Annotated in this window: 14 protein-coding genes; 3 read left to right on the top strand and 11 right to left on the bottom strand. The window is 70.5% G+C overall.

The features are described 5' to 3' along the window. Positions 1–22: 22 nt before the first annotated feature. The 7 genes from AC067U_RS27575 to AC067U_RS27545 form a co-directional block, all read right to left on the bottom strand. A complete protein-coding gene (locus AC067U_RS27575) occupies positions 23–931 on the bottom strand; it encodes a DMT family protein (RefSeq protein WP_478832489.1) in 909 nt (302 codons plus the stop codon). Positions 932–1,241: 310 nt separating this feature from the next. Then, complete coding sequence (locus AC067U_RS27570) at positions 1,242–1,832, bottom strand: hypothetical protein (RefSeq protein ID WP_478832488.1); 591 nt, start codon at positions 1,830–1,832, stop codon at positions 1,242–1,244. 417 nt (positions 1,833–2,249) lie between these two features. After that, positions 2,250–3,122 (bottom strand): IS4 family transposase, encoded by an 873-nt coding sequence (locus tag AC067U_RS27565; protein WP_478832487.1) that lies wholly within the window; start codon positions 3,120–3,122, stop codon positions 2,250–2,252. A gap of 112 nt (positions 3,123–3,234) precedes the next feature. Next, on the bottom strand, positions 3,235–4,323 hold the full coding sequence (locus AC067U_RS27560) for a hypothetical protein (RefSeq protein WP_478832486.1): 1,089 nt from the start codon (positions 4,321–4,323) through the stop codon (positions 3,235–3,237). Further along, positions 4,305–5,048, bottom strand: a complete 744-nt coding sequence (locus AC067U_RS27555; protein ID WP_478832485.1) for an ABC transporter ATP-binding protein — start codon at positions 5,046–5,048, stop codon at positions 4,305–4,307. Before AC067U_RS27555 ends, AC067U_RS27560 begins: the two co-directional genes overlap by 19 nt. 227 nt (positions 5,049–5,275) lie before the next feature. Then, entirely contained in the window at positions 5,276–6,655 is a 1,380-nt protein-coding gene (locus AC067U_RS27550) for an aspartate aminotransferase family protein (RefSeq protein WP_478832484.1), read from the bottom strand. Next, the gene (locus tag AC067U_RS27545; RefSeq protein ID WP_478832483.1) at positions 6,640–7,143 is read right to left on the bottom strand and encodes an Lrp/AsnC family transcriptional regulator; all 504 of its coding nucleotides are present in this window, start codon (positions 7,141–7,143) and stop codon (positions 6,640–6,642) included. Before AC067U_RS27545 ends, AC067U_RS27550 begins: the two co-directional genes overlap by 16 nt. 169 nt (positions 7,144–7,312) lie before the next feature. Here AC067U_RS27545 and AC067U_RS27540 point away from each other — a divergent pair, with 169 nt between their 5' ends. The 3 genes from AC067U_RS27540 (at position 7,313) to AC067U_RS27530 (ending at position 10,620) form a co-directional block, all read left to right on the top strand. Beyond that, the gene (locus tag AC067U_RS27540) at positions 7,313–8,752 is read left to right on the top strand and encodes a gamma-aminobutyraldehyde dehydrogenase (protein WP_478832482.1); all 1,440 of its coding nucleotides are present in this window, start codon (positions 7,313–7,315) and stop codon (positions 8,750–8,752) included. 120 nt (positions 8,753–8,872) lie between these two features. Further along, positions 8,873–10,051 (top strand): ABC transporter substrate-binding protein, encoded by a 1,179-nt coding sequence (locus AC067U_RS27535; protein WP_478832481.1) that lies wholly within the window; start codon positions 8,873–8,875, stop codon positions 10,049–10,051. Positions 10,052–10,128: 77 nt separating this feature from the next. Further along, positions 10,129–10,620 (top strand): hypothetical protein, encoded by a 492-nt coding sequence (locus tag AC067U_RS27530; protein WP_478832480.1) that lies wholly within the window; start codon positions 10,129–10,131, stop codon positions 10,618–10,620. Position 10,621: 1 nt separating this feature from the next. Here AC067U_RS27530 and AC067U_RS27525 read toward each other — a convergent pair whose 3' ends face one another. Genes AC067U_RS27525 through AC067U_RS27510 form a run of 4 tightly spaced genes read right to left on the bottom strand, consistent with a single transcriptional unit; the run spans position 10,622 to position 12,761 of the window. After that, on the bottom strand, positions 10,622–10,855 hold the full coding sequence (locus AC067U_RS27525; RefSeq protein ID WP_478832479.1) for a hypothetical protein: 234 nt from the start codon (positions 10,853–10,855) through the stop codon (positions 10,622–10,624). A 30-nt stretch (positions 10,856–10,885) separates the two neighbouring features. Continuing rightward, on the bottom strand, positions 10,886–11,029 hold the full coding sequence (locus AC067U_RS27520) for a hypothetical protein (RefSeq protein ID WP_478832478.1): 144 nt from the start codon (positions 11,027–11,029) through the stop codon (positions 10,886–10,888). After that, positions 11,026–11,715, bottom strand: coding sequence for a glycerophosphodiester phosphodiesterase (locus AC067U_RS27515; RefSeq protein WP_478832477.1), 690 nt, complete (start codon positions 11,713–11,715; stop codon positions 11,026–11,028). Before AC067U_RS27515 ends, AC067U_RS27520 begins: the two co-directional genes overlap by 4 nt. Positions 11,716–11,735: 20 nt before the next feature. Next, a complete protein-coding gene (locus AC067U_RS27510; protein WP_478832476.1) occupies positions 11,736–12,761 on the bottom strand; it encodes an adenosine deaminase in 1,026 nt (341 codons plus the stop codon). Between the last annotated feature and the right edge of the window lie 54 nt (positions 12,762–12,815).

Below are 12,815 nucleotides of genomic sequence, written 5' to 3'. Positions count from 1 at the left end.
CCTCGCCGGCGCCCTGCCCCGGCTACGGCACGGGGACCGGCGCCGGGGCCGGATCCGGCGCTTCCGCCGGGGCCCCGTGGTTGCCGAACCAGGCCACCGCCACCGCGCCGGCCACGGCGAGCACGAAACCGGCCACCGCGAGCCAGGCCAGGCCGGGGCGGGAGGCGTCGCCCAGCCAGAGGACGCCGATCGCGCCCGGCAGGACGGTCTCGCCGACGACCAGGGCGGCCGTCGCGCCGTTCACCGAGCCGATCTGCAGCGCGACCGTGTGCAGGTACATGCCGCCGGCGCCCGCCACCACGATGGCGTACAGCGCGGGGTCGGCGAGCAGGGTGGCGAGGTCGAACGGGTCGACCCCGTCGAGGACGCGGACGCCGACGCCCAGCGCGCCGAAGCCCAGGCCGGACAGCAGACCGGCGAGGATGGCGGCCCGCGCGCCCAGGAGCCGTACGGCCACCGTCCCGCCCGCGATGATCAGCACGGTCACGGCCAGCAGCCACCAGTGGGTGGACCGGTCGGTATGGCCGCTGCCCTCGTGCCCCGCGGCCGTGGCCAGCAGCACCAGCGAAACGCAGACGGTGGCGATCGACGCCCACTCCTTCCGGTTCAGCCGGATCCCGAGCATCTTCACGCTCAGCACCGCCGTGATCACCAGGTTCGCGCTGATCACCGTCTGGGAGAGGAACAGCGGGAGCAGCCGGGCGGCCAGCGCGCCCAGCCCGAAGCCGACGAAGTCCAGCACCGTGCCGAGGATGAACTCCCAGGTCATCGCGGCCTTGGCGGTGGAGGCCAGGTTCGGTCCGCCGTGTGCGGTGACCCCTGCGGCGGCGGGGTTCTCGCGGGCGGCCCGGCGGGACCCCACCGCCTGCAGCACGGATCCCGTGCCGTAGCAGATGGACGCCGCGACAGCGGTCAGCAAGCCTATGAGCACCGGGGGGCTCCGTTCACGTCTGGCAGGTTGTACGTACCTCTGCCAGACGTGCGAACGGGCCCCGAAGTTGCCTCCCGTGACGCGTCGGGAGGTCAGCGGCACCGGGGGCCGGGTCCGGCCAATGCAGTTGCCTTAACGAGTGCGCCGCTGGGGTCGGCACCTAGCTTGTGACCTGGGTCGGAGACTCCTAGGCAGTTCGCCCGGCTTTCGGGTACTGGGCCAGCTATGTCGAGACGAGCCGCAGCCTGGTCAGGAGCGGGCCCGGCCACCCCGATCGATCGAGCCGAAGAACGTCTGCTGACTCAGGTCGCTAACCGACGGAAACAATGTGGTCGGGCCGACCGCCTGGGGCGATGGTCACTTCGTGGACCGCGCCTCCCTCGGTGGTCATGCGAATTCGGTCGGGAGCCGTCCACACGGTCTCGCGTAGCGCGTTGTCTTCGGAGTCACCGTTGAAGCGGCCGACACGCCAGCGGCGTTCCAGCGGCTGATCTCCCTGGTGGACGTAGACGCACCAGACAGGGTCGACAAAGCCGCCCAGCGTCACCACGAACCGGCGGTCGCCGCGGCCGGGAGCCGCCGCCTCCGTCTTCCCCTTCTCGTCATCACCGAACGCTGCGGAGAGGAGGCCACCCAGAAGCAACATCGGGACGCCGACACCGAGCAAGACGGTGGCCAAGGGCACCCGCAGCGAAGATTCCGGCAGCCCCAACAGGACCGCCCCGGTCAACGCGGCCAGGGCGAGCCAACCCAGCAGAAGGACGTACTCGCGAAGCCCGAGCAGCAGGACCAGAGCGCCCTCGCCTCCCGAACCGAGCCCGACCACGGCCGCGGCGCCGAGGACGACCGCGACAGTCAGCAACATGAAGGCCGACGGTCTGCGATAACGCGTGAAGTTCATGATCCCCCCGAACGATGTGGATCACGCAGCCTATGGGGAGGGCGGGTCAGAGGCCAGGGCTGATGGGACGGGGACGACGCGGAGCGGGCAGGGGCGTCGAGGGTGAACGCAGGCGGTTAGGACGACGGCGGAGTTTGCGTTCCCTTGAGTGCCGGCCTTCCAGCCCGGCGGGTGCTCTTCGGCTTCGAGGTCGGATTGTGAGACCAGCGGCCTGGTTGGACGGTGCCGCGTCTGGCTCGGGTCCTCAGCACCGGCCAACGGTTCGGCTTCTTGATCGCCCGTGGGCAGTCGCGATTACGCCGGGCCGGGAGGAGGCGTAGGCGTGCCTCCCGCCTGGCCTCGGTGAGTGAGCGGGTGAGCTTGGTGGCGGTCGATCCGAGCTGGGACGGGATGCTGCGACGGATGATGCGGACGCACTCAGGTGGAGACACGGTCGGCGTCCACGATCGGGCGGGCGAGCGCGGTTGTGTGGGCGAACTGGCGGATCGCGTGGTGGACCGCGAGGTAGGCCCACAGTTCCTGCCGGACGCCTTCCGGTGTGCGCGACCTGATCGGCCCGCCGGGGCCGAGATGGTTCTTGATCTCGTCGAAGGCGAGCTCGATCTCCCAGCGTTCCCGGTAGAGCGCGACCAGTTCGTCGGCCGGATACTGCTCCGGGTCCAGCAGCGTCGTGCCCAGGTGGGCGGCCTTGTCGCCCTTCGCGAAGGTGATGACGCGGTAGATCACGTGCTTGGGCAGCGTTCGGCCCTCTCGCGCGGCTCGGAGCCGGACCTCCTTTCCCGGTCGCGCCATCGACAGATATGAGCCGTCCGGTAGTTCTTTCTGGACGGTTCCTAGGTGGTTGGACTGGAGCCTGACCAGCAGATCCGCGCCCCCCATGGTGAAGACGTGAGCGAACTCGACCGACCAGAAGCCGCGGTCGGCGATCACCAGGTCTCCGGGGCTGGTGGAGCTTGCCAGCGGGTAGGCGAGGCTGCGTTCGCCGTCGCGGTACCCGCCGAGACGAGCGTCAAGAACTGCGTGTGTTCCGATCTCGGCGAGGACCACCGCCCTGACCTGGGGGAAGCCGAAGGGGACGCCGCCGGTGGTGGAGGGGCCGTCGAAGGTGTCGCCGTTGCTCGTCGAGTCCGGGAGATCGAACTGGGTGCCGTCCAGGGCGAGGAGCCGCAGCCCCCGCCACCACGCGCCCGGGGTGTTCCGGGTGGCGAGCGGGCCGACCACCAAGCGGAACACGGTCTCCAGCACGTCCTCGCCGAGGCGGGCGCGGGCCCGGCATATCCCGATCCGCACCCGTTGCCCCGCGTCCCACCCCGTCACTCGTGGGGCAACGATCCCCGCAGCTCAAAGGCAACTGCATTGGCCGGGTCCGGCCCGCGGGTCGGCGGGCCTGCGGGCCTGCGGGTCAGCGGCTCAGCGCGACCGCCATCAGCTGGGCCACGCCCCAGCTGAGCGGCAGGCACAGTGCCAGGAGCGCACCCGCCCTCAGGGTGGCGGCGCTGCGCAGCACCCGGACCGGGGTGCCCAGGTCCACCAGGGTCTGCCGGGCCCCGGCCCGGGCCTGCCGGACCTCGACGGCCGCCGTGAACAGGGTGGCCGCCGCGCACCCGGCCACCAGTGCGGCGGCCGGGCCGGTCAGCGCGCCCAGTGGCACCAGCGTCCCGCCGGAGCCGGACAGGGCCAGGGCGGTGAGCCCGCCGGCGGTCACCGCGCAGGTCACCCCGAGCGGGCCGCCGACCCGGGATGCCTCCTCCTGCAGTGCGCGTCCGGCCAGCAGCCGCAGCGCGCCGGGCCGGGCGGCCTGCACCGCGGTCCCGCAGGCGTAGGTCAGGGCGGGACCGGCGAGGGCCAGGCCGACGGCGGTGAGCGACCAGCCGGCCAGGGCGCCGGGGGTGCCCCGGCCGGCGAACCCCTGGACGGCGAGGCCGCAGGCGGTGAGCGCGACCCCCCACGGCAGTCCGGCCTGGGGGGCGCGCGGGGTGCGCGGCCGGAGGGCGAGGACCACGGAGGCGGACGCGGTCAGCGGGGTCAGGGCCAGGAGGGTGAGCGCGCCGGCCGCCGGCAGGGCCAGACCCTCGTGCAGGGTCGCGGAGCCGGCCCCGTCGAAGGGCAGGCCGGTGAGGTCCCCGCGCAGGTGCAGGAAGACGGCGAGCGCGAGCGCGCTCCCCAGGGTGCAGGCGACGGCGGTGGACACGGCCGCGATCAGGGCGGTGCGTACGGGGCCCAGTCCGGCGGCGGTCAGCGCCTCGGGCGGCCGGGTCGCCGGGTCGGTGCGGGCCACGGCCACGGCCAGCTGCGCGGTGACGGCGAGCGGTACCAGGGCCCACAGCAGGCGAGGGAACGATCCGGCAGCTTCGGCCGGACCGGTGGCTGCCGCGGCGTCGGCGAGGATGCACAGCAGCAGGTATCCGGTGCCGGCGGAGGCGGCGGCGACCAGCAGTCGGCGCAGCTGGAGCAGTGGGCCGGAGCCCCGGGTCAGGCGGAGAGCGAGCACTCGGGTTGGCCTTCCGGTGCGTCGGGGTAGCCGGTCTGCTGCGGTGCGGCCCCGGCGGGGCGGCCGTCGAGCAGGGCGGTCCGGCGGTCTGCGGCGTCCGCGACCTCCGGGTCATGGGTGGCGAGCAGCACCGTGATGGAGTGCGAGCGGGCCGCCGTGGTCAGGGTGCGCAGCAGAGTTGCGCGGTCGGCGCGGTGGAGCGGGGCGGTGGGCTCGTCGGCGAAGATCACCGCGGGTTCGTTGACCAGGGCCCGGGCCAGTGCGACCCGCTGGCACTCGGCGCGGTTCAGGACGCGCGGCCGCTTGCGGGCGAAGGCGCCGATGTCGAGCCGGTCCAGCCAGTCCATCGCGGTGCGCTTGGCCGCGCGGTGCGGTACCCCGGCGATGAGCAGGGGCAGGGCCGCGTTCTCCCAGACGTTCAGCTCGGGCAGCAGGTGGGGTTCCGGGCCGATCCAGCCGAACCGGTCCCGGCGCAGCCGCTCCCTCGCGAGCTCGCCCATGGTGTGGACGGGGACGCTGTTGAACCAGACCTCGCCCTGGTCGGGGCGGAGCTGTCCGGAGAGGCAGCGCAGCAGGGTGGTCTTACCGGAGCCGCGGGGGCCGGTGACGGCGAGGATCTCGCCCTCGCGGACGCCGGCGGAGACGCCGACGATTCCGGGGGAACCGTCGTGGGAGTAGTGCAGGGACCGTGCCCAGAGCACATCGTTGTCCGGGGGAGCCACCATGGCGTACACCTCCGTCCGGGGGAACGAAGCGGAGCCGGATCGGTCACTGGCGCCGTGAAGTCATCCAATCCGACAATCGGCGGGAGTGCCCACAGCACACGGCCCGGACCCCGCCGTTCTCACTCGAACGGAGGATCCGGGCCGTGGGGGGCGCCGGGACGGCGGCGGGCTCTTCCCGGGGCGCCGGGGCTCCGGTCAGTACGGTCCCTGACCGGAGCGGGCTCTGGCTAGAGCTTGGTCCAGGCCTCGGTGAGCACCGAGCGCAGGATGCCTTCGATCTCGTCGAAGGTGCCCTGGTCGGCGATCAGCGGCGGGGCCAGCTGGATGACCGGGTCACCGCGGTCGTCGGCACGGCAGTAGAGGCCGTTGTCGAAGAGCGCCTTGGAGAGGAAGCCGTAGAGCACGCGCTCGGTCTCCTCGTCCGTGAAGGACTCCTTGGTGTTCTTGTCCTTCACGAGCTCGATGCCGTAGAAGAAGCCGTTGCCGCGGACGTCACCGACGATCGGCAGGTCGTGCAGCTTCTTCAGGGTGTTGAAGAAGTTGCCCTCCTGGTCCAGCACGTGCTGGTTCAGGCCTTCCTTGTCGAAGATGTCGAGGTTGGCGATCGCGACCGCCGAGGACACCGGGTGGCCACCGAAGGTGTAGCCGTGCAGGAAGGTGTTGTCGCCCTTGTAGAACGGCTCGGCGATGCGGTCCGAGACGATGCAGGCGCCGATCGGGGAGTAGCCCGAGGTCATGCCCTTGGCGCAGGTGATCATGTCCGGCACGTAGCCGAACTTGTCACAGGCGAACATCGTGCCGAGTCGGCCGAAGGCGCAGATCGTCTCGTCGGAGACGAGCAGGACGTCGTACTCGTCGCAGATCTCGCGGACCCGCTGGAAGTACCCGGGCGGCGGCGGGAAGCAGCCACCGGCGTTCTGCACCGGCTCGAGGAAGACGGCCGCGACGGTGTCGGGGCCTTCGAACAGGATCTGCTGCTCGATCTGGTCGGCGGCCCAGCGGCCGAACGCCTCGGGGTCGTCGCCGTGGATCGGGGCGCGGTAGATGTTGGTGTTCGGGACCTTGTGGGCACCCGGGACCAGCGGCTCGAAGGGGGCCTTCAGGGCCGGCAGGCCGGTGATGGACAGGGCGCCCTGCGGGGTGCCGTGGTAGGCGACCGCACGCGAGATGACCTTGTACTTCGTGTGCTTGCCCTGCAGCTTGTAGTACTGCTTGGCGAGCTTCCAGGCGGTCTCGACGGCCTCGCCGCCGCCGGTGGTGAAGAAGACCTTGTTCAGGTCACCGGGGGCGTAGTCCGCCAGGCGCTCGGCGAGCTCTACGGCCTTGGGGTGGGCGTACGACCACACGGGGAAGAACGCCAGCTCCTGGGCCTGCTTGTAGGCGACCTCGGCCAGCTCCTTGCGGCCGTGTCCGGCGTTGACCACGAACAGTCCGGCGAGACCGTCCAGGTAGCGCTTGCCCTTGTCGTCGTAGATGTAGGTGCCCTCGCCCCGCACGATGGTGGGGACGGGAGAGTTCTCGTACGAGGACATGCGGGTGAAGTGCATCCACAGGTGGTCGTACGCGGTTTTGGACAGGTCCTGGGTCACGGTTATCGGGTTCCCCACATGTAGGTCTGCTTCTTCAGCTTCAGGTAAACGAAGCTTTCGGTAGATCGCACGCCGGGGAGCGTGCGGATCCGCTTGTTGATCGTTTCCAGCAGGTGGTCGTCGTCCTCGCAGACGATTTCCACCATCAGGTCGAACGAGCCCGCGGTCATCACCACGTACTCGCACTCGGCCATCGCGGTCAGGGCGTCGGCCACCGGGTCGAGGTCTCCCTCGACATGGATCCCGACCATCGCCTGGCGCCGGAGGCCCACGGTGAGCGGGTCGGTGACGGCGACGATCTGCATGACGCCCTGGTCGAGCAGCTTCTGCACGCGCTGGCGCACGGCCGCCTCCGACAGGCCCACGGCCTTGCCGATGGCCGCGTAGGGACGGCGGCCGTCCTCCTGCAGTTGCTCGATGATCGCCAGGGACACAGCATCGACCGAAGGGGACGGTTGTCTGTTCCTGGAATCTGCGCTTCGACTGACCACGGCCTCACTGTGCACGAGGAGTCGTCTGTTCCGCAACCCGGAATCGATGAAATCCGTTGTCCATCGGAGTGAATCTCACGGATTTCGTAGTTCCTCGTGTCTTGCCCTGTCGAAAGCGTCACCTGAGGAGCTAGGCTGAGGTGACTGTCTCAACCGTTGGACATTGATCGGGAGTGTGGGTGTAGTGACCACCGAACTGCGTCGTCTGCGCAACTACATCGGCGGGGAGTTCAAGGACGCCGCCGACGGGCGGACCACCGAGGTGGTCAACCCCGCCACCGGCGAGGTGTACGCGACCGCGCCGCTGTCGGGCCAGGCCGATGTGGACGCCGCCATGGCCGCGGCCGCCGCGGCCTTCCCCGGCTGGCGCGACACGACGCCCGCCGAGCGCCAGAAGGCGCTGCTGAAGATCGCGGACGCCTTCGAGGCGCGCGCCGAGGAGCTCGTCGCCGCCGAGTCCGAGAACACCGGCAAGCCGCTGGGCCTCACGGCCAGCGAGGAACTGCCGCCCATGGTCGACCAGATCCGCTTCTTCGCGGGCGCCGCCCGTATGCTCGAGGGCCGCTCGGCCGGCGAGTACATGGACGGGATGACCTCGATCATCCGCCGCGAGCCGGTCGGCGTATGCGCCCAGGTCGCCCCCTGGAACTACCCGATGATGATGGCCGTGTGGAAGTTCGCCCCGGCCATCGCCGCGGGCAACACCGTGGTGCTCAAGCCCTCGGACACCACCCCGGCCTCCACCGTCCTGATGGCCGAGATCATCGACTCGGTCCTGCCCAAGGGCGTCTTCAACGTCATCTGCGGTGACCGCGAGACCGGCAAGGCCATGGTCGAGCACTCCGTCCCGGCGATGGCCTCCATCACCGGCTCGGTGCGGGCCGGCATGCAGGTCGCCGAGAGCGCCTCCAAGGACGTCAAGCGCGTCCACCTGGAGCTCGGCGGCAAGGCCCCGGTCGTGGTCTTCGAGGACGCCGACATCGCCAAGGCCGTCGAGGACATCGCCGTCGCGGGCTACTTCAACGCCGGCCAGGACTGCACGGCCGCGACCCGCGTGCTCGTCCACGAGTCCATCCACGACGAGTTCGTGACGGCGCTGGCCAAGGCCGCCGCCGACACCAAGACCGGCCAGCCGGACGACGAGGACGTGCTCTACGGCCCGCTGAACAACCCCAACCAGCTCAAGCAGGTCTCGGGCTTCATCGACCGCCTGCCCGCCCACGCCAAGGTCGAGGCGGGCGGCCACCAGGTCGGCGACAAGGGCTACTTCTACGCCCCGACCGTGGTCTCCGGCCTCAAGCAGGACGACGAGATCATCCAGAACGAGGTCTTCGGCCCGGTCATCACCGTCCAGTCCTTCACGGACGAGGCCCAGGCCCTGAGTTACGCGAACGACGTCGAGTACGCCCTCGCCTCCTCGGTCTGGACCAAGGACCACGCCCGCGCGATGCGCATGTCCAAGAACCTCGACTTCGGCTGCGTGTGGATCAACACCCACATCCCGCTGGTCGCCGAGATGCCGCACGGCGGCTACAAGAAGTCCGGCTACGGCAAGGACCTCTCCGCCTACGGCTTCGAGGACTACACGCGCATCAAGCACGTGATGACCTCCCTCGACGGCTGATCCGGGCGGCCGGGTGGCCGGATGACCGATCACCCGACTGATCACAGCTGAGTCCTGACGGGGCGGGCAGTAGACAGAGTGTCTATTGCCCGCCCCTCGGCGTTCCCCGAGTCTTGGGCCATGCCAGAACTCCCCTTCACCCGCCGCTCGGTGCTGCGCGGCCTCGGTGCCGCCGGCCTGGTGTCCGCCCTCGCCGGCTGCGGTGTTCCCGCCGCGTACGTGCCGGAGGAGCGCCGGGGCGGTCCGGACCGGTCCGGCCGGGACAAGAGCGTCTCCTTCGCCAACTGGCCCCTCTACATCGACACCGACGAAGAGGACGAGACGAAGCGGCCGACGCTGGAGTCCTTCTCCGAGCGGACCGGGATCGCCGTCCGCTACACGGAGGAGATCAACGACAACGACGAGTTCTTCGGCAAGGTCGGCCCGGCCCTGATGAACCACCAGGAGACCGGCCACGACCTGATGGTGGTCAGCGACTGGATGGCGGCCCGGTTCGTCCACCTCGGCTGGGCCCAGCGGATGGACCGCGCCGGCCAGTCCAACGTGGCCGAACACCTGGACCCGCAGCTGCGCTCGCCCGCCTTCGACGAGGGCCGGCTGCACTCCGTCCCCTGGCAGTCCGGCATCACCGGCATCGCCTACAACCGCAAGGCCCTGGGTCGTGAGATCCGCTCCGTCGGCGACCTGTGGCACCCGGACCTGGCCGGGAAGGTCACGCTCTTCTCCGGGCTGGACGAGTCCTTCGCCCTGCTGATGCAGGGCAACGGTGTGGACGTCACGCGCTGGACCGAGAGCGACTTCCACCGGGTCTGCGACCAGGTCGAGGCAAAGGTCCGGAAGGGCCACATCCGCCGTTTCACCGGCAACGACTACACCTCCGATCTGAGCAAGGGGGACGTGCTGGCCTGCCAGGCGTATTCGGGCGACGCCATCCAGCTCCAGGCCGACAACCCGGACATCGAGTTCGTGATCCCCGAGGAGGGGGCCGAACTCTGGGCGGAGAGCCTGCTGATCCCCAACCTCGCCCGGCACAAGGCCAATGCGGAGGCCCTGATCGACCACTACTACGACCCGGAGGTCGCCGCCGAGCTCGCCGCCTCGGTCAACTACGTGTGCCCGGTTCCGGCTGCCCGTGAGGTGCTGGCCGCCGCGGAGGACAAGGAGACCGCCGAACTGGCCGAGAATCCGCTGATCTTCCCCGACGAGGACATGCGCAAGCGGCTCGCGGTGGCCCGCGACATCTCCGCGGCCGAGCGCCGCCCCCTCGCCAAACGCTGGAACGCGATCGTCGGCCTCTGATCCGGCCGGGGCGGGCGGACTGAACGCGTTCAGGATTTTTCTTGAACGCGTTCAGTCGATCGGCGTAGGGTGTTGCCATGAGCGAGCGCAGCGCCCTCCTCCGGCGCATCCGGATCTGGCTGGCCTTCTTCCTGGTCTGCCTGGTCCTCAGCGGAGCCACCGCCTTCCCCCTGGTCACCGAGCTGCACTGGCTCAACTCCGTGGTGGACAACGCCTGGATCCGGCGCGTCACCGACGGGCTCGACCGAGCCGACGCCGAATACCCCTTCCTTCTCTACGGCACCGACTGGCTGGCCTTCGCGCACCTGGTCATCGCCGTCTTCTTCTACGGCGTCCACCGTGACCCGGTGCGCAACATCTGGATCGTCGAAGCCGGCATGATCGCCTGCGCCGGCATCATCCCGCTGGCCCTGATCTGCGGGCCGATCCGCGGGATCCCCTTCTGGTGGAGCGTCATCGACATGGCCTTCGGTGTCTTCGGGATCCTCCCGCTGCTGGTCCTCCGCCGCATGATCAAGCGAATGGAGGCGCTGCCTCAGCGCGCGAGCGCGGCCACGGCGATCCCGTAGGTCACCGGGTTGTGCTGCTCTGCTCCGACTTGACGTTCTTCGAGGTCACCGAGAAGACGATGATCCGCGAGCCGTCCTCGGCCCCGCCGATTCCCGTGTTGTAGCCGGGCCGGCCGCCGGACTTCACCCAGACCACCTGGCCGTCCGCCGCCAGCCGGTACGCCCCGCCCAGGGCCAGGGCCAGGATCAGCACCAGCACCGCGACCGGGGCCCGGCTCCGCCACGCCAGCGGCACCACCCCGAGCGTGGTCAGCGCGTACGTGGTTCAGGTCGCGGCCGGCAGATCCGGCTCCCGCGGTAGCACGAAGGGCATGGTGACGGCGAGCTGTACCAGCAGGGTCAGTGCCAGGTCCACGATCCAGGGACTCGCCCGCCGCAGCCGGTCTCCGAGCGTCCGTATCCCGGTCACCGGCCGGCCCGGTCCCGCAGACCGGCCAGCACCGAAGGACGGTTGGTGGTGACGGAGTCGACCCCCGCCGCGATCAGTTTCCGCATGCTCCGCCGGGTGTCAGCGGTCCAGGCCGACACCTTCAGCCCGTCCGCGTGCAGGGCGTCCACCAGTTCCCGGCCGACCAGCCCGAAGCGGTAGTTGAGCCAGGCCGGCCGCACCGCGTCGAGCAGTACCCGGCGCGGTGGGCTCAGCGTGGTCCAGGTCAGAGCGATCTCCGCGCCGGGGTCGGCGGCGCGCACCGCCAGCATCGTCGTCGGCCCCGCGCAGTAGTACGTGCGGTCCCGGGCGCCGCACTCGCGCACCTGGTCGACCACCTTCCGGACGTCCTCCGCCGACGCGCCGGGCAGGTCGAGCATGACCCGGCCCGCGCCTGCGGCGAGCAGGGCCTCGCGCAGGGTCGGCACCCCGCCGCCGGTGAGTTCGCGCAGTTGGGCCGCGCTCATCGTGCCCAGCAGGACGTCCGCCCGCCACAGCCGCTTCAGCGAGGCGTCGTGCAGCAGCACCGGGACGCCGTCGCGGGTCAGCCGCACGTCGATCTCGACGGCGTCGGCTCCGCGCGCGAACGCGGAGCGGACCGAGTCGAGGGTGTTCTCACGGAACCGGTAGGGATCGCCGCGGTGACCGACGGCCGTCAGGGTGCGCATGTCCCCATTGTCCGCAGGGGTCAGCGGGCCAGCCAGGTGTCGGTGTACGTGTCGATCTCCGCGACCAGCTTCGCCTTGCCGGCCGGGTCCAGGAAGGAGGCCTCGACGGCGTTCTTCGCGAGGGCGGCCAGGCCGCGCTCGTCCAGCTCCAGCAGCCGGGCCGCGACCGCGTACTCGTTGTTGAGGTCGGTGCCGAACATCGGCGGGTCGTCGCTGTTGATGGTGACCAGCACGCCGGCCTCGACCATCTCCTTCACCGGGTGCAGGTCCAGGTCGGTGACGGCGCGGGTGGCGATGTTGGAGGTCGGGCAGACCTCGAGCGCGATCCGGTGCTCGGCCAGGTACTTCAGCAGGCTGGGGTCCTGGGTGGAGCTGGTGCCGTGGCCGATGCGCTCGGCGCCCAGCTCGTTGATGGCGTCCCAGATGGTCTCCGGGCCGGTGGTCTCGCCGGCGTGCGGAACGCTGTGCAGCCCGGCCGCCCGGGCCCGGTCGAAGTAGGGCTTGAACTGCGGGCGGGGCACGCCGATCTCGGGGCCGCCGAGGCCGAAGGAGACCAGGCCCTCGGGGCGCAGGTCGACGGCGAGCCGGGCGGTTTCGGCGGCGGCCTCCAGGCCGGCCTCGCCGGGGATGTCGAAGCACCAGCGCAGGATGACGCCGAGTTCGGCCTCGGCGGCCTTGCGGGCGTCCTCGATGGCGGCCATGAAGGCCCGTTCCTCGATGCCGCGACGGGTGGAGGAGTAGGGGGTGATGGTGAGTTCGGCGTAGCGGATGTTCTGCCGGGCCATGTCGCGGGCGACCTCGTAGGTCAGCAGCCGGACGTCCTCGGGGGTGCGGACCAGGTCCACGACGGACAGGTAGACGTCGATGAAGTGTGCGAAGTCGGTGAAGGTGAAGTAGTCGGCCAGCGCCTCGGGATCGGTGGGGACCTTGGAGTCGGGGTGCCGGGCCGCCAGTTCGGCCACGATGCGGGGGGAGGCGGAACCGACGTGGTGGACGTGGAGTTCAGCCTTGGGCAGCCCCTCGATGAAGGGGAGCAGCTCGGTCATGAGGGCCTCTCGGTGCGGTCGGTGGGGCCGTACGGGCAAGGGCTCATCGTAGGC

Source organism: Streptomyces sp. NPDC043853 (assembly GCF_056436025.1).
This window is presented reverse-complemented; position numbering and strand designations above follow the sequence as displayed.